This window comes from uncultured Chitinophaga sp., from assembly GCF_937898475.1.
Lineage (GTDB): Bacteria > Bacteroidota > Bacteroidia > Chitinophagales > Chitinophagaceae > Chitinophaga.
Window position 1 is genome coordinate 323,967 of record NZ_CALEJS010000016.1, and the last position, 21,672, is coordinate 345,638.

Annotated in this window: 14 protein-coding genes, 2 tRNA genes and 1 pseudogene; 7 read left to right on the top strand and 10 right to left on the bottom strand. The window is 49.4% G+C overall.

The annotated features are described in order from the left end of the window. Window positions 1–22: 22 nt before the first annotated feature. The 3 genes from Q0577_RS11205 to Q0577_RS11215 form a co-directional block, all read right to left on the bottom strand. A complete protein-coding gene (locus Q0577_RS11205; RefSeq protein WP_298736122.1) occupies window positions 23–865 on the bottom strand; it encodes an arsenite methyltransferase in 843 nt (280 codons plus the stop codon). Between the two features lie 57 nt (window positions 866–922). After that, a complete protein-coding gene (locus tag Q0577_RS11210) occupies window positions 923–1,252 on the bottom strand; it encodes a metalloregulator ArsR/SmtB family transcription factor (RefSeq protein WP_298736125.1) in 330 nt (109 codons plus the stop codon). Window positions 1,253–1,360: 108 nt separating this feature from the next. Then, window positions 1,361–1,789 carry a helix-turn-helix transcriptional regulator gene (locus Q0577_RS11215; protein WP_298736128.1) on the bottom strand — a complete coding sequence of 143 codons (429 nt, stop codon included), beginning with the start codon at window positions 1,787–1,789 and terminating at the stop codon, window positions 1,361–1,363. Between the two features lie 155 nt (window positions 1,790–1,944). On the opposite strand from Q0577_RS11215, the gene Q0577_RS11220 reads away from it, so the two are divergent. From Q0577_RS11220 to Q0577_RS27210, 3 genes and pseudogenes are all read left to right on the top strand, one after another. Further along, window positions 1,945–3,213: a hypothetical protein gene (locus tag Q0577_RS11220; RefSeq protein WP_298736132.1), complete on the top strand. Its 1,269-nt coding sequence runs from the start codon at window positions 1,945–1,947 to the stop codon at window positions 3,211–3,213. A 46-nt stretch (window positions 3,214–3,259) separates the two neighbouring features. Then, window positions 3,260–3,799 (top strand): hypothetical protein, encoded by a 540-nt coding sequence (locus Q0577_RS11225; protein ID WP_298736135.1) that lies wholly within the window; start codon window positions 3,260–3,262, stop codon window positions 3,797–3,799. Then, a pseudogene (locus Q0577_RS27210) lies at window positions 3,796–4,635 on the top strand (recombinase family protein); the annotation flags it as partial. The gene Q0577_RS11225 and the pseudogene Q0577_RS27210, both read left to right, overlap by 4 nt. A gap of 550 nt (window positions 4,636–5,185) precedes the next feature. On the opposite strand, the gene Q0577_RS11230 reads toward Q0577_RS27210, so the two are convergent. Further along, window positions 5,186–5,260 (bottom strand) — tRNA-Pro (locus Q0577_RS11230). A gap of 24 nt (window positions 5,261–5,284) precedes the next feature. After that, window positions 5,285–5,373 (bottom strand) — tRNA-Ser (locus Q0577_RS11235). 147 nt (window positions 5,374–5,520) lie between these two features. Here Q0577_RS11235 and Q0577_RS11240 point away from each other — a divergent pair. After that, entirely contained in the window at window positions 5,521–7,167 is a 1,647-nt protein-coding gene (locus tag Q0577_RS11240) for a M28 family metallopeptidase (RefSeq protein ID WP_298736137.1), read from the top strand. 365 nt (window positions 7,168–7,532) lie between these two features. Beyond that, a complete protein-coding gene (fabF, locus tag Q0577_RS11245) occupies window positions 7,533–8,795 on the top strand; it encodes a beta-ketoacyl-ACP synthase II (RefSeq protein ID WP_298736140.1) in 1,263 nt (420 codons plus the stop codon). 75 nt (window positions 8,796–8,870) lie between these two features. On the opposite strand, the gene Q0577_RS11250 is transcribed toward fabF, so the two are convergent. The 5 genes from Q0577_RS11250 to Q0577_RS11270 form a co-directional block, all read right to left on the bottom strand. Further along, window positions 8,871–12,314 (bottom strand): carbohydrate-binding protein, encoded by a 3,444-nt coding sequence (locus tag Q0577_RS11250; RefSeq protein WP_298736143.1) that lies wholly within the window; start codon window positions 12,312–12,314, stop codon window positions 8,871–8,873. A gap of 19 nt (window positions 12,315–12,333) precedes the next feature. Further along, the gene (locus Q0577_RS11255) at window positions 12,334–13,782 is read right to left on the bottom strand and encodes a RagB/SusD family nutrient uptake outer membrane protein (protein WP_298736146.1); all 1,449 of its coding nucleotides are present in this window, start codon (window positions 13,780–13,782) and stop codon (window positions 12,334–12,336) included. A 23-nt stretch (window positions 13,783–13,805) separates the two neighbouring features. Next, window positions 13,806–17,084 carry a TonB-dependent receptor gene (locus Q0577_RS11260; protein ID WP_298736148.1) on the bottom strand — a complete coding sequence of 1,093 codons (3,279 nt, stop codon included), beginning with the start codon at window positions 17,082–17,084 and terminating at the stop codon, window positions 13,806–13,808. A gap of 203 nt (window positions 17,085–17,287) precedes the next feature. Beyond that, window positions 17,288–18,493: a FecR family protein gene (locus Q0577_RS11265; RefSeq protein WP_298736150.1), complete on the bottom strand. Its 1,206-nt coding sequence runs from the start codon at window positions 18,491–18,493 to the stop codon at window positions 17,288–17,290. Between the two features lie 106 nt (window positions 18,494–18,599). Continuing rightward, a complete protein-coding gene (locus tag Q0577_RS11270; protein WP_298736152.1) occupies window positions 18,600–19,196 on the bottom strand; it encodes an RNA polymerase sigma factor in 597 nt (198 codons plus the stop codon). 64 nt (window positions 19,197–19,260) lie between these two features. Here Q0577_RS11270 and Q0577_RS11275 point away from each other — a divergent pair, with 64 nt between their 5' ends. Next, on the top strand, window positions 19,261–20,550 hold the full coding sequence (locus Q0577_RS11275) for a hypothetical protein (RefSeq protein ID WP_298736156.1): 1,290 nt from the start codon (window positions 19,261–19,263) through the stop codon (window positions 20,548–20,550). 124 nt (window positions 20,551–20,674) lie between these two features. Further along, window positions 20,675–21,592 carry a hypothetical protein gene (locus Q0577_RS11280; RefSeq protein ID WP_298736160.1) on the top strand — a complete coding sequence of 306 codons (918 nt, stop codon included), beginning with the start codon at window positions 20,675–20,677 and terminating at the stop codon, window positions 21,590–21,592. Window positions 21,593–21,672: the final 80 nt, after the last annotated feature.

Sequence of the window (21,672 nt, forward strand, 5' to 3'; positions counted from 1 at the left end):
GTTCTGTTTTGGTTGAAGATGATTAATCGCAACAGCCAGGTGCGCAGCAAGCCGCTTCCTGCGGTTTTTCCGCATATACAGTAATGCTGTAGATACCTGTATTACTGTTTTTGAACTGGTCTATTTCTTCTTGTGAGAGATACGCGGCCAGTATATCGTCAGGTATAATAATAGGCTTCTCTTTCTGCAAGGTAATATTGGTAAAACCGTTATTCTTGATTAGCTCCAGGTAAACCTGCTTTTGAATAGCCCCGGATACACAACCAGCGTACATTTCGGCGGCTTGTTGAATATTAGCAGGTAGATTTCCTTCCAGTACAATATCTGAAATACTGAAATGGCCACCCGGTTTCAATACGCGCAGGATCTCCTTAAACACGCCGTCCTTATTGGGTACAAGGTTTAATACGCAGTTGCTTACTATTACATCCGCAGTATTAGCCGTTACGGGCATTTTCTCAATATCGCCCTGTCTGAACTCAACATTATTATAGTTCAGCTTTTCAGCATTGGCGCGGGCTTTTTCAATCATGGCCGGGGTAAAATCAATACCTATCACCTTACCGGTTTCCCCTGTTTCATGGCGTGCAACAAAACAATCATTCCCTGCACCACTCCCTAAATCAATTACTGTATTCCCCTTTTTAATTTGGGCAAACTGCGTTGGCAGGCCGCAACCCAGCCCTAAATCAGCGTCCGAATTATACCCTTCCAGTGCGGTATAATCGTCACTCATAATATTGTACACTTCGGTAGAGCAGCAGCCAGAACCACAGCAAGAGGCTTGATTGTCGGCTTTGTCCTGTAAGGCAATTTCACTGTATTTCTGCCTTACCATATCCTTTATTTGTTGATCAGAGGACATAATGGTAATTATTAATTGTTTTATTGCAATATTGCGATTAATTAGATCAAAAAAATTTTAGCAGCAGTTTTCTTGCAGGGTAATGTCTTTAAAGAAGCTATTGAACAGCTCGCGGTACTGCTTCCAAACCTTTGGATTAATACAGTAACAAACGCTTGCCCCTTCAATTGTTCCCTGAATAATACCGGCGTTTTTCAGTTCTTTCAGGTGTTGCGAAGTAGTGGCTTGCGCAAGCCCCAGTTCGTCTACCAGATCACCGCAAACACAGGCATTCTTTTTAACCAGGTATTGCAGTATAGCTATGCGGGCCGGGTGGGCCAGCGCCTTCGCCATATTGGCTATATCGTTCTGCTGTTTGGTAAATAAATCTGCTTTTGTAACTCCCATACTGTACTTATATAATCGCAATATTACGATTTGTTTTTAAAAATCAAAAATTATTCTGAAAATAAAAAAGCCGCCGTAAGGCAGCTTTTATCATATCATTAAAAATTGTTACTTTTTCTTTTCACCGGCAAACTTTTCCAGCAGCTCGTTTTTTTCCTTCAACATCCGCTCATACAACTCTATTTTTTCATCGTAGAGCTGTACGATTTTATCTATAGGGTTGAATGTTGGATAATACATGAATAAAGAATTGCCGGTGGCATTATCGTGGTTATTAACCGTATTAGCGATGATGGTTATAGCCGCTTCTTCATTGAAATTCCTAATTGCCTCCGGGGTCACTTTCAAAATCTTTGCTACCTGTTCTAAAATATCCGGTTCTATAGTTTCTTTAGCTTCCAACAAAGAAACCTTTTTTTGCGTCCAATCCTCCCCCAGCTCATAGGCTAGGGCTTCCTGCTTAATACCCAGCATTTCCTTAAAACGCTTTATGTTCCTTCCTTCATGTACTTTATTCGGCATATCAGTATTTATCATGGTGCAAATTTAACCTTTTTATGCAAGTGGTAATATACGCAAATTTTGGATAAAATGCCGCTAAACTATGCTTTTTTACGTCTAAAACATGACTTTAATGAATTGAATATGAGATAATTATAGGGTTATTTCGAGTGTAATCTAAATTATATCACATGGCAACCCATAAGAACACCAGAACAAAGGGTATCGGGCTACGCATTTCATCCGAACCTTTCACCATTCACTTAGATAACGAACCTTATATATTAACCGATGATGCTTTAAAAAGACAGATAGATGAACGCCTGCAAAGAAAGCGGGAGTGGTTCTATCCAAAGCTAAAGTTTATTTCTATGGTAGACACTATACTTAAAATGCAGCTTACTTTCCGGGACGTATCCCACGAAATGACTGTAGGCATCGAACGGGATAAACTGCACATTTCCTGCACCTGCGGCCAGCAGGTTGAAACACTTTGTCTGCATACATACAAAGCGCTGGAACGGGTAATTGGCTATCGCAGTACAGACTACTTTAAAGAATACCGCCCCAATGGTTTGATGGAAATAGCAGCCAATCACCCAAAATATTTTGACAGGAAAGTGACAGATCAGGGTATTGATGTTAAACCAAAACCCAATTTAGGCAGCGTGTATCAATTGGCCGATAAGATGGAAAGCGTCCCGCTGGGTGAAGTGCTGAAATTGCCACCGGCCCCACCAGAACGAAAAGCACAAGATACAGCAATTACCTATATCCTTGCAAGCCATTTCAGGAACAAGTACCTTACGTTCCTGCTGCCCTGTTTAGGCGTTCTGAACAAATCACAAGATAATATTAAGGCGTTCTATCACTTCATTAGTGGTACGGAGAAGGAATACGATCCATTTTTAACCGATGATCAAAAAATACTGAACAAGTTATGCTATGAAATGTGGCAGCAGGTTGAAACGCAGTGCGGCTCATTGATAGAAGGCGACCCGGAGCAGGAGCGCTCACCCGCTGGCATCTTCAACCTGTGGGAAAAGGCAATGCCGCTGCTTTTGCAGCAGCAATTTATCTATGCCTATTGCTTATATAATAAACGGGAATTAAAGGAGAAACCGCAAAGGGCAAGAATTGAACGTATTACCCTTGTGAAAGACAGGCCGCACATTCACTTTCTGCTTTTGGACAAAGGCCCCCTTTACCATCTACAAATGAAAGGGGCTGTAAGGGACAGGAATATTTACAAATACAACACGGAAACAACCTTTTTCCTGGAGGAAGATAAAAAATTTTATCTGCTGGCTTCTTTACGGGATGCCGGTATGGCGGAATGGATGCGAAAAGCAGGCGGCCATATAACAATTTTCAAAGAACACTTTGGGGATTTTGAGCAGGAATGCTTAGATCGGCTCCGGGAGTGTTATGCCGTTACCACCGTCTTAGCCTATAAATAAAGCAACGTAAGTAAGCGAGTTTTTGTAAACCCAAAACTGGATTGTCATGAACATCGGAGGACACAACCACAGAATAGAATATACTACCAATGTATTTATCAATGCCGGAGCTGATACCGCAGAATTAAGGAACTGGAAGGAAAAACTGATTTCCATAGCTACACAGATACCAGACCAGGCAGATACCCTAACGCCGGTTATTCAGCTTATTGTTGCGGCCATTGCCCCAGCCAAAATATACATGATAAAACATGATGCTATTGAAGGAATGGAGGACGAAGCATTTATTGACCTGTTAATAGTAGTCTCTGGAAAAAGTAACACGCCGTTCAAAGAGCTGGAGCCTGTATTGGAAATGGCCTACCTGAAAGACCGGCGGGTTTGCTGCTCCCTACATGGGGAGAGCAATGTAATTGAAGGACTGCGAACCGGGCATATATTCTATTCCCTTCACTGCATTCCTGAAAATCTTATATATGATGATAAGACGGTTAATTACCCTGTGACAACAACCATTGCCGTGCAGGAAATGAAAAGTCGGATACAGCAGCAGTTTGCCTTTACTTTTAAAAAAGCCGTAAGGTGATTTTTGAAGATCATTCAGCTAAGACCTTTAACCGGCCTGAATGGAAAAAGTACCTACTAGAATTAAAGAGATACAAGGGACAGGCTGATTTAGTATTGTTTCTTAAATGGGACAGGTTTAGCCGTAACGCAGGGGATGCCTACCAAATGATTAACATACTCCGGAAACTTGGAGTAGAACCGCAGGCTATAGAACAGCCGCTAGACTTATCCATCCCGGAAAATAAAATGATGCTGGCATTTTACTTAGCCGCTCCTGAAGTAGAAAACGACCGCAGGGCCTTGAATGTTATTCATGGTATGCGCCAGGCAAGGAAAGAAGGACGTTACATGGGTTTAGCACCTATCGGCTATAAAAATAAAACGGACGAGTTAGGCAAGAAATATATTGCTCCTGAAGAACCGCAGGCCAGTATTATAAGATGGGCTTTTGAACAGATAGCCGAAGGAGTGTACAACACGGAACAGGTTTTTAAAATGGCTAAGGAAAAAGGGTTCAAAGGAACCAAAAGCCTTTTCTGGTTTGTTATACGTAACCCGGTTTATTGCGGGAAAATATTTATCGCCAAGTACAAAGACGAAGAAGCAAAGTTTGTAAAAGGTCTGCATGAACCTATTATTTCTGAAGCATTGTATTACCAGGTACAGGACGTACTGGACGGCAGAAAAAGAGTGCCTTACCGTCTTAAAATTCTTACCTGCCCTGAATTGCCATTGCGGGGATTTTTAATTTGCCCAAAATGCGGTAAGCTGTTAACCGGCAGCAAGTCAAAGGGACTTACCAAGTATTATACCTATTACCACTGCACCGGAGGTTGTACCTGCCGGTTCAGGGCAGATAATGCAAACAGCCTGTTTGTCTATGAACTTAAAAAATACATGCCCCGCCCGGAAATGCTAGATCTTTACAAGATCACACTTTCCGAAGCATGGTATGACCAGACCAATCATTTGCAGAACGATCAGAAACAACTGCAAATACAAATAAAAGAACTGGAAGGGAAGCTATCTTATATAAGGGATTTACTTTCCTCAAAAGAGATAGAGCCTGCCGATTTCCGCGAAATGAAAACGGAGTACAGCAGTAAACTTGAAAAACTGGAAGCCAAACTAAGTATCTATGATCAAGACCAAGTAAATATAAATGACCTTCTGGACAAGGGACTGAACAACCTTTTGAAGCTGGATTATGCGTATGAAACCGGAGAAATTGAAAAGAAACGGGAAGTAATTAGTTCGATGTATCCTGAAAAATTAACTTTTGACGGATTTTCATTTCGAACTAATCGCATCAATGAAGCCGTGCGCATAATATACACGCTGGACAAGGATTTTGGAGAAAATAAAACAGGACAAAATGGTTTGTTTTCCACTTTGTCCTGTCAAGTCGGGGCGGCAAGATTCGAACTTGCGACCTCCTGCTCCCAAAGCAGGCGCGATAACCGGGCTACGCTACGCCCCGAACCTTTAGAAGCAGTTGCTTCTGCGGTGAGGGAGGGATTCGAACCCTCGGTACAGTGTTACCCGTACGACGGTTTAGCAAACCGTTCCTTTCGGCCACTCAGGCACCTCACCATCCCTTTGCAAGGGGCTGCAAAAATAGCAATTATTTAGAATTATCCAAAAGCATTTGCTGATTTTTGACTTTCCCTCGCGGAAAACCTATTGCCCGGCTGCCGGTACAGCATTATTTTCTATTTTTATCAGCTAAACAACACTTTCATGCAAACCTGCTATCGTCTCATCGCTGTAGCTGCACTGGCTCTCGGCGCCTGTAACCAGTCCGGGAAAAATGCTGCAGCCCTTGAAGATTCTACAGCCATCAATACCATCTCCCAGGAAAGCTTTACCAAACATCTGCAGGTACTGGCGGCCGATTCGCTGGAAGGCAGAAAACCCTTTACACAGGGAGAAGAAAAAACCATCCGCTACCTGGAACAACAGTTCCGCCAACTGGGACTTAAACCCGGCAATGGCGACAGCTACCTGCAGGAAGTACCCATGGTAGAGATCAATTCCGTACCCGCCGGTCCCCTGGTGTTCAAAGGCAAAAACGGATCACTCTCCCTCACCTACCTGGACGATTATGTAGCCACTACCCGTCACGTGACAGAACAGGTTCGCCTCAATAACAGTGAACTGGTATTTGCAGGCTATGGCATCGTAGCCCCGGAATACAACTGGAACGACTACGCGGGCCTGGATGTAAAAGGCAAAACCGTACTCGTGATGGTGAATGATCCCGGCTTTACAGACAGTACCCTCTTTAAGGGCAGGAACATGACTTACTACGGCCGCTGGACCTATAAATACGAAGAAGCAGCCAGGCAGGGCGCCGCAGGCGTGATCATCATTCACGATACCGCTCCCGCCAGCTATCCCTGGGCAGTGGTAAGAAGCGGTTGGTCTGGCGCCAAACTCTATCTGCAGACAAAAGACAACGACATGTCGCGCGCGGCCATGGAAAGCTGGATCACCCTGGACGCCGCCAGGAAATTATTCAAACTGGCCGGCGTATCAGACACCCTGCTGCAACAGGCGCATAAACCGGGATTCAAACCCGTGCCGCTTCCGCTCAGCGCTTCTGTAGTGATCAATAACAAACTCAAAAAATCCACTTCCCATAACGTACTGGCCGTTTGGCCCGGCGCCACCAGGCCAAACGAGTACATTATCTACTCGGCCCACTGGGACCACCTGGGCATCGGTGAGGCAATAAAAGGAGACTCCATCTACAACGGCGCCGCAGATAATGCCACCGGTACCGCCGGCCTGCTGGAAATTGCAGCAGCCTTCACCAAACTGAAAAATCAACAGGCCCGCTCTATCCTGTTCATTGCGCTCACCGGCGAAGAACAGGGCCTGCTGGGCTCAGAATATTATGCCACGCACCCGGTTTACCCGGTTGACAGCACCGTGGCAGACCTGAACATGGATGTGCTGAACACCTATGGCAGAACAAAAGACATCACCATTGTAGGCCGCGGACAATCAGAACTGGACGATTATGCAGAACGTGCGGCCGCCAGGCAGGGACGCACCGTATCGCCCGAAGAAAATCCTTCCGGTGGTCATTTCTTCCGCTCAGACCACTTCAATTTCGCCAAGGTAGGTATTCCCGCCCTGTACACCGGCAGCGGTACCATTTCAGTAGCACATGATACAGGCTACGCCAAAATGAAGATCGAAGAATACGGCCGCGACCGCTACCACTCGCCCGCCGACCAATTTGATGATACCTGGGATCTTTCCGGTATGGTGGAAGACAGCCAGCTGCTGTTTGACATCGGGCTCACATTGAGTAATGAAACTACTTTCCCTAAATGGAAAAGCGGGTCTGAGTTTAAGGCTGTCAGGGAAAAACAGTAATTTCAGCAGCTAGTACTGAGGCAGGAGGCCATCCGTCAGCCGGCGGATGGCCTCCTGGTATAATATAAACCCGGGAATAACGTATCGATATAGTAACGCCTGTAAGAGATACTATATCGCTACTATATCGCTACTATATGTCTACTATATCCTGGGAGAAACATGCAGTGCAAGGCCTGTTGGCATGCAGAAATATCTGAACTGATAACGAACAGGCCCCGGTTTAAACGGACAGAACAATAAGCAAAGATCACTAAAACAGGCGTGAAGGCCGCCAGGGGCCTAAATTAGCGGCACTTTTATATTTTACTTATTTATATGGAATAAGTAACTAAATTTGCGCTCTAATATTTGATTTAACTGTTATGCGTACTATTACACTTAAGAGGGTTGTAGTCACTGGGTTGGGAGCATTAACACCAATTGGGAATGATGTTAACACTTTTTGGAATAATATGAAGGCTGGCACCAGCGGTGCCGCCCCAATCACCCGTTTTGATACCACCGAATTTAAGACCAGGTTCGCCTGCGAACTGAAGGACTTTGATATAGAAAAGTTCATGGAGAAAAAAGAGGCCCGCAAAATGGACCTCTTCACCCAATATGCCATGGTAGCCGCACAGGAAGCCATTGAAAACGCCGGTATCCACCAGGACGGTATTGACAAAACCAAAATTGGTGTTATCTGGGCCTCCGGCAACGGCGGTATGCAGACCTTCGAAGACCAGATCGTTGAATTTTCAGCGGCCAACTTTGTTCCGAAGTTCAATCCTTTCTTTATACCCAAGCTGATCGCTGATATTGCAGCGGGACAGATCGCCATCAGGTATGGCTTCATGGGCATTAACTTCTGTACGGTATCTGCCTGCGCTTCTTCCAGCAGCGCGCTTGTGGATGCGTTCAACTATATCCGCCTGGGTAAGGCAAATGTGATCGTTGCCGGCGGATCTGAGGCGCCCATCACCCGTGCAGGTATTGCCGGTTTTAATGCGCTGAAAGCACTCAGCACCCGCAACGAAGATCCTGCTACCGCTTCACGTCCGTTTGACGGGGAGCGTGATGGTTTCGTAATGGGCGAAGGCGCAGGCGCCATCATACTGGAAGAATATGAGCACGCCGTAAAAAGAGGCGCTACCATCTACGGGGAAATGATCGGCGGCGCTATGACAGCCGATGCCTATCACCTTACTGCCACCCACCCCGAAGGACTGGGCGCCAGGAATGGAATGGCAGAAGCACTGGAAGACGCCGGGCTGCAACTGGAAGATGTTGATTACATCAACGGGCACGCTACGTCTACCCCCGTTGGCGATGTTAGCGAACTGAAAGCCGTTACCAGCCTTTTTGGCGAGCATGCTTCCAAATTGAATATCAGCGCTACCAAATCTATGACCGGCCACCTGCTGGGCGCCGCCGGGGCGATAGAAGCGATTGCCTGTATCAAAGCCACCCAGGAAGATATTGTGCCCCCTACCATCAACACCAAAGAACTGGGCGAGGGCATTCCCACCAATCTGAACCTGACAATAGGTAAAGCACAGCAGCGTACTGTAAACGTAGCCATGAGCAATACCTTTGGTTTTGGCGGCCACAACGCCATCGTGGTATTTAAGAAATTCAAAGCTTAATATAAACAGTGAGGCCGGACTGATCTTTCAGCCCGGCCCACTTCTTATACTCAGTGTTAACCCGATATCATTTACTTACGCTCCTTTCACCAGTTTCAGTGTCTTTGTTCTTCCTCTGCCCTCCAGCCGTATGAGGTACATCCCGTTTTGCAGGAATCGCAGGTCTTTTACCACTTTCCGGTCTGTGGGTGCAATATACCAGCGGCGGATGACTTTTCCATCGATATTGAGCAAAATCATGGAATTATAGTGATGTTCCGGCAAATCAATGGTTACCTGCCCTGCTGTAGGGTTGGGATAGACCACTGCAGCGTCCTTCTCTTCCGGTAACGGCATCTTTTCATGGCTGACAGCCATCCTGGCCATACTGGCGCTTGTATCTTCTGCACAGTTATCGATACTGAACCAATTGAACTTAAAGGTACCGGATGCTGAATGTATACCCGTATAATTTAAGGCGGGTAAGGTCATGGTATCGGAAATGGTTTTCCATTGACCGCCGGTAGATGGAAGATCCACATATCCAAAGTTCATGTCTCCATGCCCCACCCATATACGCGCCGGAGCCGTAGTAGACACCCTGAAACGGATGTTGTACCTTCCTGCTACGGGCACATTCAGTGTGCTGTACCGGAAGTAATCTCCGCCCCAGATACCGGTAAAATTCTGTCCGCCGCCTACATCTGTGCATGTCTGCAAGGTGGGGCGCGTACTGCGGCCAGAGCAGCTTTCAGCTTCGTACTTTTCATTCACGGTACAGGTATAGGCCATTGTTGCCACTGCAGTAACGGTTATGCCATTCGCAGCGGCGGTTACATTCACAGTACCCGGCGCACTGCCTGCGGTGAAAATGCCTGTCTGTGTAACCGTAGCCGTTGTATCGCTTACAGTCCATACCGGCGATATGGTCATCAGGCTATCCATCTGGTCATAAGCGGTAACAGTAAACTGCTGGGAGGCATGTAAGGGTACGCTCACCGTATCAGGTGTGATCTCCATGCGTGTGAGCACAGGTGCAGGCCTTACCGTTACCTGCACCGAACCGGTTACTCCCTCTGCTGTTGCCGTAACAGCGCCTGTAGTGGCGGTGCTGACACTACCCGCAGTGAAAAGGCCGCCGGCAGTGATGGTACTACTGTCAAGCGTAGTGGCCCAAACCGGTGCTACCGTCATCACACTGCTATCCTGGCCGTATACAGCGGCCTTGTATTGTTGTGTGTTGCCGCTGATCAGCCGCACGCTGTCTGGCGTAACCACTATCCTTGACACGCCAACGGAATCTGCCCGTACAAAGCGCAGCCAGTTGAAGTTCCAGCCCGAAGCGTCAGACTGGATACGGATGGTTTTATTACCCGCACTGAAATTGATAGGCGCAGATGTAACGGTGATCCATTTCTGCCACCCGCCACTGGCAGGTAAAGGTACTGTGCTGAGGGTAACTGAATCCAGCATAACACGCAGACTGGTGGCATTGTTCATGGCCGTGCGGAACTGTATACGGTAATCGCCGCTGTCTGGTACTGTAATATCATATTCAAACCAGGTATTGCCGCCAATATAACTTACGTTGCGGCCGCCGCCTGCATCGGAAACAGGTTCTGTACAGCAGGAATTGGAATTATCAAATGCCTCCGCTTCAATCTTAACAGGTATCAGTTTGTAGTTTGTAGGCCGCACCGTTGCAAAGGCCGTACCGGTAACGCTTACACTGTCTGCTGTAGCCGTTGCGGTGATCACCCCGGAAGATTGTATAGTGGCCAGGCCATCGCTTGTAATGGTATTACCTGCTCCGCTGATGCTCCATACCGGGTTAATGGTCATGGTATGGCCGTTCTGATCATACGCGGTTGCTTTGTATTGCTGTGTTTTGCCAGGGAGGAAAGATACGTCTGCAGGTGTTACCAGGATACTATCCAGCACCGGTGTGCCCAATCCCTTCTGGTATACACGCACATAATCCACCATCATACTATCCGGCCAGTCTGCCTCTGCAATGGAACCTCCCATACCGCCGCCAATAGCCACATTCAGAATGATGTGGAACTTCTGGTCAAAGGGCCAGTCTTTCCAATCCGTATAGGGGTTCACGTAAGTGTACACATGATTGCTGTCGTAAGTAAATCGCAAAGAATCGGGGCTCCATTCTACCGCATACACATGGAATGCAGTGGCTACATCTGGAATGCTTTTGGTGGCAGACAGATGACCGCCGTTGGTCCAGTTGTTATTCTCCGTATGCACGGTAGAGAGCACGGTGCCCAGGTTATTGCCTACGTGCTCCATAATATCGATCTCACCGCTCTTTGGCCAGCCGCCATAGGCGCTGGTGGTAGGCATCATCCAGATAGCCGGCCAGGAGCCGCGCGCCCTGGGCAGTTTAGCCCTTACTTCCACCTTACCATAGAGCAGGTCCATTTTATTCTGCGAGATCAGTCTGCCGGAAGACCATGGTTCTGTGGTATTGCCATTGGGAAAATCCTTCTTTCCCCTGATGATCAGGTTGCCGTCTTCTACGCGGATGTTATCATGCGTGGTATCTGTATACACCTGTTGCTCGCCGTTGATCCAACCTTTGGGTTTGGGATCAACCGTCCATTTGCTACGGTCCGGCAAGCCGTTGGTGTTGAACTCGTCTCCATATACCAGCGACCAGGCGGGGTTGCCCTCAAACACTACTTTTCCTTTGGTGAGGTACTGATGTGTATTGGCGTTTGCCACTTCCTGTGAGTCTACCCGTATCTGCAGCAGGGCGCGGGAATAGATGGCTGCAGAATTGCCGCTGAGTGTGAGGTAGGCAGTGGTATCGTTCACGCGCTGCACACTGTCAATACCCACGCCGGGGGGCAGGTTCAATGCAGTCCAGTGAGATGTATTCAGCACCGGTTTGAATACGGCCGCATTGAGCGCTGCCTTTATCACCGCGCCGTTCTCCTGTCCCATTGCAATGGAAGTATCTGCCAGGGTGATGGTTACAGGATTGGGCGCCTGTACCAGGTCAAAATACAGGATGCCATTGGCTTTTTTGCCGTCAATAAAATGTACTTCCACCCGGTTAAAATCTTTCCGGTCCTTTACGCTCTGGAAATTGTAAACTGCCTCTTCCCAGTGATTTACCCGGCTCACCTTGTAGGTAAAGAAAACAGCTTTGTTATAGTCATTGCCAGGCTGCAGCTTGAACATGATCTCATCTGTTGTGTTGCTGTACACCAGCATTTTGAACTGGCTGCTGGAAGACAGGTCAAAGGGTTCTGCCAGGTTAACGCCGGCGCTCATGTATTCAAAGCAGCTGGTGTCTTTGGTAAATTTAGCTACCAGCGGACTGGTGTTCAGTCCCGACGGATTAGGATTGGGCACGCCAAATTCTACTTTCCCTGTAGCGTTGGCGCCGCCTGCATACCAGGTCCATCTGCCGGAGCAGGGGCCATTGCCTTCCATATCATCCAGCAGCAGGTACTGCGCATTCAGTTTACTGCATAGCAGTATACTGAACACCGTTAAAAGTGTTGCAATAGTTTTCATAACGTAACGTTTTTGGAATTTATAGGTTCGGGTTGATCAATGCATCGTTACCTGGAATGGGCATGTGATATTTCTCATGCGTAATAGCGCCGGGCGTCAGCTGCAGGTCGCCGGGATCTTTAGCCGCGTTGGCGCTCTCCACCATTTCCAGGCGCACCAGGTCGAACCAGCGGCTCCACTCACCGGCAAATTCCCATGCCCTTTCTGCTACAACGGCCGCGGCGAAATCAGCGCCTGAGAGTCCCGGCTGCAGGTCTGCCAGGCCGGCGCGCTGACGTACCGCATTAACGGCGGCATACGCTGCAGCATCAGCCGTGCCCGTAGCTCTTGCCTGCGCTTCTGCGTAAATGAGCAGCACATGTGCGTACCGTATCATGATAACGGGGTTGTTAGACATATACGTGGCCTGGTTGCCAGACTGTATGCGGAACTTTTTATAATAGGGGTGTTTGGTGCTTACATCCTGCCAGGGAATGGTGTTACCGTTCACGGTAAACTCTGTGGAGAAAGTTGCTTCCTTTCTGGGCCCTGCGGGAAAGTTGTTGAAGAAATTCAGTTCGGGGAAAAAGTCGCTCCAGCCGCCTTCATTCTCCGGCATGGTAGAAAGGCCGTAAAAGGAATTGTAGGTAGACCATTGCCCGCGGGTGAAGAGTGTAAACACATCCTCTACGGTGCCGCCGGCAAAGATCTTCAGGAACCCCTCCTGGCAGAGGTCAAAGTTGTAAACGGCTTTGTTGTCGATCACTTCTTTTGCCTTGGCAGCTGCCTGCGCATATTTGGCGGCATTTTTCAAAGGCCAGCCGGCTTCTGTAAGATATACATCTGCCAACAGCGCTTTCACAGATCCTTTGTTGGGTCTTCCCGGATCGCGTTTCTTATCTGTTACCCATTGTTCTGCGATGGCGAGGTCCTGTTCTATCAGCTTGTAAATGTCGGCCACCGGGCTCTTTTTTATCTGCAGCAGACCGGGTGAATATTCTGCAGCAGGAATGATGGGCACTTCGCCCCAGCAGCGGGTAAGCCAGTAATAGCAGAGCGCGCGCAGGAAGTAAGCCTCACCCACAATGGCATGAATATTTGCTTCACTGCCATCCTGTACGGCTTCATAATTGTTGATGATGTTGGTGGTGGATTGTATGGTTTTATAGCAGCCCAGCCAGATAGGCGTCATGCGGCTGTTGAGCGATGATACCCTGAAGAGATCAAACTCCCTGAACTCTTCCTTGTTAGAGCCGGGGTGTGTGGTGAGGTCGTCTGCGCCCATGGTCATTGCGATCTGTGACACGGTGGTGAAACCGCTTTCCCATGGCACCATCAGGCTGCCATAAGCGCCGGTTAACGCAGATTCCAAACCGGCCATATTGCTGATGGCGGCATTACCGGCCACCAGTCCTCTAGGGTCTTCTGTGAGTTGTTTGCTGCAGCCGCCCAGCATGAACAGGGCAACAATAAGGTATATTTTCTGCATAGTATCTTTTTTACGGATGATGATCAAAAGCTGAGTGTAATGCCACCAGTGTATGTTTTGGCGTTGGGATAGGAACCGAAATCAATGCCCTGCCTGATATCGCCGGCAGATGAATTGGCTTCGGGGTCTATACCGCTGTAACCGGTAATGGTAAAGAGATTGGTGGCGCTTACAAACAGTTTCACACCTACGGTGTTCTTCAGTTTTGCTTTAGGTATATCGTATGATAAACTCAGGTTTTTGAGCCGCACAAAATCAGCCTTTTCCAGGAAGCGGCTGGACTGTGTAAAGTTGCGGTTGGTAGAGCTGAATGCCGGAATGTCTGATGTTTCATTCACGCCGGGAATGTACCTGTTCAGTATATCCATATGCGTGGCTTCGCGCGCATCGCCGCCATGATACATGGCAGCCGCCTTGTTGTAGTTCAGCTTATCAAATCCCAGCAGGCCCTGGAAGAACAGGTTCAGCGTCCATGCGCGATAGGTCAGTGTATTATTCCAGCCGATGGATGTACGCGGCATACCCGTACCGATCACGCTGTAGTCATCGGCATCGATCGTACCATCTCCGTTCAGGTCTTTGTAACGTGCATCACCGGGTACGGCGCCATATTCAGATGCCTTGTCCTTATCGCCGGGTTTCCAGGTACCCAGGTAGGTAAGTCCCCAGATAGCGCCCAGCGGCTGCCCGGGCATGATCACAAACTCTGACTGGGGCGACATACCGCCGCCTATCCTGCGGTTGTTGGGATCAAAAATGCGCTGCGTGGTAGCGCCGATAGAGGTTACCTTATTACGCAGGAAAGAGAAATTAAGCCCGGTGCTCCAGGTAAGCGGGCCCTTATCGATCACCATACCTTCTACGGAAAATTCCCAGCCTTTGTTCTGCACGGCGCCTACGTTACGGGTAATGGTATTGCCACCCAGGTACAGCGGCAGTTTTTCATTCAGCAGGAGATCGCGGGTGTCTTTTACAAAGTAATCGGCTGTCAGTGAGAGGCGTCCTTTCAGCAGGCCGATCTCGATACCGGCGTCTTTCTGTTCCGTGGTTTCCCATTGCAGGTTAGGATTGCCGATATTGCCCAGTATAATACCGGTCTGAAAAGTTGAATTGGTAAAGGATGCGATCCTGTTGGAATAGGAAGAAAAGGTACTGTATGGGCCAACGCCTTCACTACCGGTAAGGCCCCAGCTGCCGCGCAGTTTCAGGTAGCTGAGCAGCTGCTGCTGTTTCATGAACGGCTCTTCTGTAAGCACCCATCCGGCGGATACAGAAGGAAAATAACTGAAGCGGTTCTCTTTACGGAACTTGGAAGAGCCATCGCGCCGCAGTGCCGCAGAGAACAGGTACTTGTGCTGATAATCATAATTGGCGCGGCCTACCAGCGAGAACAATGCCCATTTGGAATAGCCGGATTGCGGGCTGCCTGCCGTGCCCTGTGTCAGATTATCCCATTTAAAGAATTCATACGTGAGGTTGGATGCCCCGGCATAGGTATAGTTATAGGTAGATTGCTGGTACTCCATCACCGCGGTCAGATCTATGTTATGCCCGCCGTTAAATTCCTTACGGTAATTAAGCATATTGGTGTTCTGCAGCCGCACTTCCTTGTTGTTGCGCACATTGGCGGTAGCGCTGTTGGAGTTCACTACTTTACCTGCGAAGTTCTTGTTATCATATTGCAGGTAGTTGGCGCCGTACTGCAGGTTAAAGGTAAGTCCGGGCAGCAGCTCAAAGCGGAAGCCGCCAATAGCGTTAGCCAGCATACGGTCTGTTACTGTCAGCTGTTCTGTTGTAAGCGCCAGGGGATTATAGAACACGGAGCTTACCGGATCAGTGAGGGTATACTTACCGGCGGCATCGCGCACGGGCACGGTAGGCGACCAGGTGATGGCCTGCGCCAGGGGGCTATGCGGCCCATCTGCCGGGATGTCTACATTCTGTGCGGTACTGTAGGAACCGGTGATGTTCAGGAATGTGGAGACGCGGTTGCTCAGTTTTGAATTGATGTTGGAACGCAGCGTGTACCGTTTGTAGAAAGAGTTGTTGATCACACCATCCTGGTTGAGGTAGTTACCGGAAATGAAGTATCCTGATCTGTCGTTACCACCGGCGAGGCTCAGCAGGTATTCCTGCGCAGGCGCCCTGCGGAAGATCTTTTTTTGCCAGTCTGTCCCGCCGTTGCGGTAAAATCCTTCCACCTGTTCGGCCGTGAACGGCGGTGTAGTACCGGTAGCGGTGGCATGTGCGTTGGCGGTAGCAGCAAAATCCGCTGCATTCAGCAGGTCCAGCCGGTTAATCACTTCAGCGGTAGAAAAGCGGGAGGTAAAGTTCACTTTCAGGCCATCTTTACTGCCTTTTCGTGTAGTGACGATGATCACGCCGTTAGCGCCCCTGCTGCCATAGATGGCAGTGGCGGAAGCATCTTTGAGTACCTGGATGCTTTCGATATCATCCGGATTGATGGCAAAGAATTCAGCGCCAACAAAACCATCTACCACGTACAGGGGGCCATTATCGCCGTTGATGGAATTGGCGCCGCGGATGCGTATCCGCACCGCTCCGCCGGGAGAGCCGGCTGCGTTGGTTACCTGCACACCGGCGGCCCTGCCTTGTAAAACCTGGTCGAGGCGGTTCACCGGCTGATCACGAAATGACCTGGTGGAAATGGAAGTGATGGCATTGGTCAGTGAGCCTTTTTTCTGTTCTCCGTAGCCTACTACCACCAGCTCGTTGAGGCCGGCGGCCATTGTTTTCATGACAATGCCAATTTCATTTCTGCCGTTTACCACCACTTCCTGTTTATCATAACCGAGGGATGAAACGATCAGGGTGGCGTTGCCGGAGGGTACGTTGATGATATAATGTCCGTCTGCGTCTGTTACAACGCCGTTGGCAGTACCTTTTACCTGTATGGTAACGCCGGGCAGCGGTTCACCTTTTTCATTGGTGACGCTGCCTTTTACAGGTATCTCCTCTTTGGGTGGTGCCGATGGTATAGGGATAAAAGGCCTGCGCTTTACAATGACAATCTTGTTATCAATGGTATAGGTAAGCGGCTGGCCCTGGAAGCATAGGTCCAGCACCTGTTGCAGGGGCGCATCTTTTACATCCAGGCTAACTTTCCCGGCGCCCGACAATTGTTCGTCGGTATACAGGAAATAATAGCCCGTTTGTTTCCTGATCTCTTTAAAGATCTTTTCCAGGGAGGAATGCTGCCGGGACAAGGTGACGGTTTGCGCATGCCCTGCCGCATGTACCTGCAGGAAGGCAATAGTGATCAAAATCGCCGTTAATTTCATGATCAGTACCGTTTTGGCTGATAATCGCGGAATTCGTTTCCGGCAAGGGGCACAGCGCCCTGCCGCGCTTTGGGAAAAAAGCGTCAATTGCATACTTTTGTATGGTTTAGGTAAATAAGGAATAATTGCTGAACGATTGTTTTTTTATAACCTGAGCTTTACCGGGAGCGGTGCGAACGCTTCCGGTTTTTTATTGGTGCTTTTTATGGTGATACAATGATCCTGTTCCCCTCTATTGTAAAATGTACTTCCCCTGTCAGTTCCATCATTTTTAATACCTGCGATACCGGAACATTGCGAGGGATAATGCCCCTGAAGTGTGCCGGTACTGCGCCCCTGTAATCCACTTCTACATTATACCAGCGCGCCAGCATGCGCATGGCGGCTTTGATGTCTTGTCCCTCAAACTGGATGAACCCGTTTTTCCAGGCCACGGCTTCTTCTGTATTGGCATCCTGCAGTACATCCATACTACCGTTTTCTTTGTAGATGCGGGCCTGCTGTCCGGGCTGCAGGCGGCGGCTGCTGCCATTGCGTGTAACTTTCACTGCACCTTCCAGCAGGGTGGTTTTCAGCACGGCTTCATCATCATAGGCCATGATGTTAAAATGGGTGCCCAACACTTCCACCTCCATTTCTTTTGATGCGATACGGAAAGGCATACCTGCATTGCGGGCCACTTCAAAATAGGCTTCGCCGGAGAGCTCCACCCGTCTTTCACGCCCGGTGAAGGCAGTAGGGTAGCGCAGGCTGCTGGAGGCATTGAGCCATACCTGTGTGCCATCCGGCAATGTGATGCGGAACTGTCCGCCCCTGGGCGTTGAAATGGTGTTGTATAAAAGTGTAGCGGTGGAAGCGCCGGCGGCGCTGCGGTAAGCCAGCTGCCCGCTGTCCAGTTTGATGATATGGGTATTGCCCTGTTGTGCAAGCTGCCCGGCGCCTGCGCTATCCAGCGGTATCTGTGTACCGTCTGCCAGTGTGAGGATGGCCCTGTTGCGCCCCGGGGCAATATCATGCCCGGCAGGCAGGGTGGCGATTACAGGCGTTGTTGGCTGTAAAGCAGGCCTTTTGAGCCACTGCCAGGCCGCTACGGAGATCAGCGCTGCTACTGTTGCTGCTGCAGCCCAGCGCCAGCCATGCAGGCGGCGCAGCCTGACCGGAGCGGAAGGAATGGTTTCCTGCGGACGGTCTGACAGCAGTATTTGTGTGGCAATCGTATCCCAGTAGTCTTTATCGTAGTTCTTATCTGCAGGCGGCAGTTCTGCTTCCAGCTGCGCAGCAATACTGGCGGCAAGGCTGCCCGTGGTGTCTGCCTTCAGCAAAGTGGTCAGCTCTTCCAGCTCGGCATCGGTGGCCGAATGACTTGTTGCCCGGCGTACCAGGTACGCCAGTCTTTCGTGGATATTCAAGCTATTAAGAATTTGTTTTTCAAACGCGGTAAACAAAATTTATTGAGTCCCCATAGTAACAGACGCGCAAGTTTTCATTTAGGACCTATCGGATCAAAAAAAAATTTCAAAGTTTCAGCAGCCATAGCACTACCATAGGGATGAAATGTCCGGATTGCTCAATACGTTTCCGGATAATTTTCAGCGATGATACAAGAGAATTCTTTACCGTGTTGGGTGAAAGCATGAGCGCCTGGGCAATTTCGGGTATGCGCAACCCTTTTTCCCTGCTCATCACGTATATACGGCGGGCCTGCGGCGGCAGCTGTTGTACGGCTTCTTCCACCAGGTGCAGCACCTGGTGATAGGCCAGGGTCTCTTCGGTGGGATTGTGCACGTCTTCCGCATCCTGCCGGGATGCCATAACATCCATTGCCCTGGTATGTACGCCCTGCCTGCGCAAGTAAGAGAAAGACTGGTAAAAAACGATGCGTAACAGCCAGGAACGGGGGTTTTCGATACTCACCAGCTTATCCCTGCTGATCCATAAACGCAGGAAGGTTTCCTGTATGATATCTTCGGCAACGGGGGCGGTTTTGGTAATATGCATGATGAGCGGGCGCAGCTCCGGCACGTACCTGTGAAAAAGCAGGCGGAAAGCCGTTTCGTCTCCTTCTGCTATCAACCGGAACAGCTCAGTATCAGTGTATGGCTCGTTATGCATACCGGAACTAAAATAATTAATAATTGCATAATCCCTATACAGCTTTTTTCGTTATCTTTCTTATATGTTACCCTTATCGAACTTATCCACGTGTATAGCCCTGTGCTGCCTGTTTGGAGTCGTTCACGTTACCGCACAGCAAAAAGAGGTGAATCTGACAGAGGCTAACGTTCCGGCTTATACGCTGCCGGATCCGCTGCGTATGCCAAACGGCAAGACCGTCACCACCGTAAGGCAATGGAATGACATACAACGGCCCTACATTTACGAGCTTTTTGAGAACAATGTTTACGGGCGCTTTCCCCGCACACCCGTGCAGATGACATTCAAAACCACCCGCACAGACCCCTCGGCCCTGAACAATCTGGCTACCTGCAAACAGGTAACCCTTTACCTGTCTCAAAAAGATACTACGGCGCAGCTGCACCTGCTGCTATACCTGCCCAACCAGGCCAGGGGCAGGGTGCCTGTGTTCCTGGGCATGAACTTTTACGGCAACCAGTCTGTGATCAATGACAATTCCATTCCCATTACCCCGCATTATACAGTAAAGGGGCCGGGTATTGCAGACAACCATGCCACCGAGGCCTCGCGCGGATCCCAGGCATCCCAGTGGCCTATCGGGGATATTATCAGCCGTGGTTACGGACTGGCTACTTTTTTCTACGGCGAGATAGAGGCAGACAAAGCCGATGGCTGGGAAACCGGCATTCGCAATAAACTGAAAGACGAACTGCGCATACAGCCACAGGAATGGAGCGCCATGGGCGTATGGGCATGGGCGTTATGCCGTGCGCTGGACTACCTGCAGCAGGATCCCGGCGTAGATCCCAGGCAGGTGATCGTGATGGGGCATTCCCGGCTGGGAAAAGCCGCCCTGTGGGCCGGCGCAAGTGATACCCGCTTTACGATGGTGATCTCCAATGAATCCGGCGAAGGCGGCGCGGCGCTGTCCAAACGCTGGTACGGGGAAACCGTTGGCGTGATCACCCATGTATTTCCCCACTGGTTTGCGCCGGCATATAAAACCTACGCCAATAATACCGATGCACTGCCGGTAGACCAGCACATGCTGCTGGCGCTGATCGCTCCACGGCCCCTGTATGTGGCCAGCGCTTTGGGCGACCAGTGGTCAGACCCTAAAGGAGAATTCCTGAGCGCACGCTACGCCGAGCCCGTATACCGGCTGTTTGGGAAACGCGGACTGGGAACTGACCAGTTTCCGCGCGTGCAGCAGCCCACCGGTGAGTTTATCCGTTACCACATCCGTTCCGGCAAGCACGATGTAACGCCTTACGACTGGGAGCAATACCTGCAGTTTGCAGGTAAGCATTGCACCCTTTATTACCCATAACAGATTTTAATATATTACGTATAGAAATATGGCTGAATGCGGGAAACATTTGATTGCGGGCGCGTGTTAACCCTTTAGCGGCATTACTATGCCAGATCCGCATCACCCATTAATCCTCCTCAAAATGAAACGAACTTCAGCCGGCCTGTACATGGCCTTTTTCTGCATTGCTTCAATGCTCATGCACGCTTGTAAGAAAAACGAACCCGGGAATCCTTCCACGCCTTGTTTTCCGCTACCTGTCTGCGATGTACAAACACTGCTTATCAGCCCGATCAACCAACATTTTCCCGGTGGCACTTATGTGACGCCCTACAAGTTTAAGAAAACGTATGGCGCCGACGGCCGGATCACTTACATAGACGCACTGCTGGGGCCCAACTGGAGCACCAACCCTTTCAAAGGCCCTGTGCGATATGCCAATAAACGTGTGTGCATGCTCAATACCAGCAACGATACCATCATGGTGGCAGAGCTGAATGATTGCGGACAGGTGATACGGGCAAGGCTGAATAACGTTTATCCATGGTCGCCAGACCCGGACGTTTATACACAGCGTTTTGTATATCAGTATGATTACAAGGGCAGGCTGTCAAGACTGTGGACTTATTTCAGCCCTTCTTATGCGCCGGATGTATGTATTTACCGCTATGACGAATATGACAATGTGCTCAATATCCAGCATGCGCAGGACATTACCAGGTATACCGCTTACAAGTATAACTACCAGCGTCCCATCAAAGGCGGCGTATATGACCAGGGGATCATACAGGCTACCGGCGCTTACCTGCTGGAAATGCTGGGCTTCTACACCACGCAGCCGCACCACCTGCTGGAAGAAATGACCACCACTTATGAATATCCTATCGGCACTTCCGTTTACTTTGACCAGGTGGTAGCTGCAGACGGTTACCTGCAGTCGTATAAGGTGTATCCTTTTGGCGACACGACCGTAGGTATAAAAGGGCAGATGGTCTGGAAATGCCCAGGCAGCGGAAGCCCTTCTACAGGGGGTAATGTGCTTACTTATCCAAAGTACTGAAAGCCAGCAAGTCCGTACTACAGGCCGGTATGGCATTCTTTTCCTCCAAAAGAAAAATTGACGTTGGCAATCAATTATGC

Excerpts from the sequence above, each read along its gene's own strand:
- Q0577_RS11250 (WP_298736143.1), bottom strand. The coding sequence starts at position 12,314 with ATGAAAACTATTGCAACACTTTTAACGGTGTTCAGTATACTGCTATGC.
- Q0577_RS11215 (WP_298736128.1), bottom strand. The coding sequence starts at position 1,789 with ATGATAAATACTGATATGCCGAATAAAGTACATGAAGGAAGGAACATA.
- Q0577_RS11260 (WP_298736148.1), bottom strand. The coding sequence starts at position 17,084 with ATGAAATTAACGGCGATTTTGATCACTATTGCCTTCCTGCAGGTACAT.
- Q0577_RS11225 (WP_298736135.1), top strand. The coding sequence starts at position 3,260 with ATGAACATCGGAGGACACAACCACAGAATAGAATATACTACCAATGTA.
- Q0577_RS11280 (WP_298736160.1), top strand. The coding sequence starts at position 20,675 with ATGAAACGAACTTCAGCCGGCCTGTACATGGCCTTTTTCTGCATTGCT.
- Q0577_RS11270 (WP_298736152.1), bottom strand. The coding sequence starts at position 19,196 with ATGCATAACGAGCCATACACTGATACTGAGCTGTTCCGGTTGATAGCA.
- Q0577_RS11210 (WP_298736125.1), bottom strand. The coding sequence starts at position 1,252 with ATGGGAGTTACAAAAGCAGATTTATTTACCAAACAGCAGAACGATATA.
- Q0577_RS11255 (WP_298736146.1), bottom strand. The coding sequence starts at position 13,782 with ATGCAGAAAATATACCTTATTGTTGCCCTGTTCATGCTGGGCGGCTGC.
- Q0577_RS11205 (WP_298736122.1), bottom strand. The coding sequence starts at position 865 with ATGTCCTCTGATCAACAAATAAAGGATATGGTAAGGCAGAAATACAGT.
- Q0577_RS11220 (WP_298736132.1), top strand. The coding sequence starts at position 1,945 with ATGGCAACCCATAAGAACACCAGAACAAAGGGTATCGGGCTACGCATT.
- Q0577_RS11275 (WP_298736156.1), top strand. The coding sequence starts at position 19,261 with ATGTTACCCTTATCGAACTTATCCACGTGTATAGCCCTGTGCTGCCTG.
- Q0577_RS11240 (WP_298736137.1), top strand. The coding sequence starts at position 5,521 with ATGCAAACCTGCTATCGTCTCATCGCTGTAGCTGCACTGGCTCTCGGC.
- fabF (WP_298736140.1), top strand. The coding sequence starts at position 7,533 with ATGCGTACTATTACACTTAAGAGGGTTGTAGTCACTGGGTTGGGAGCA.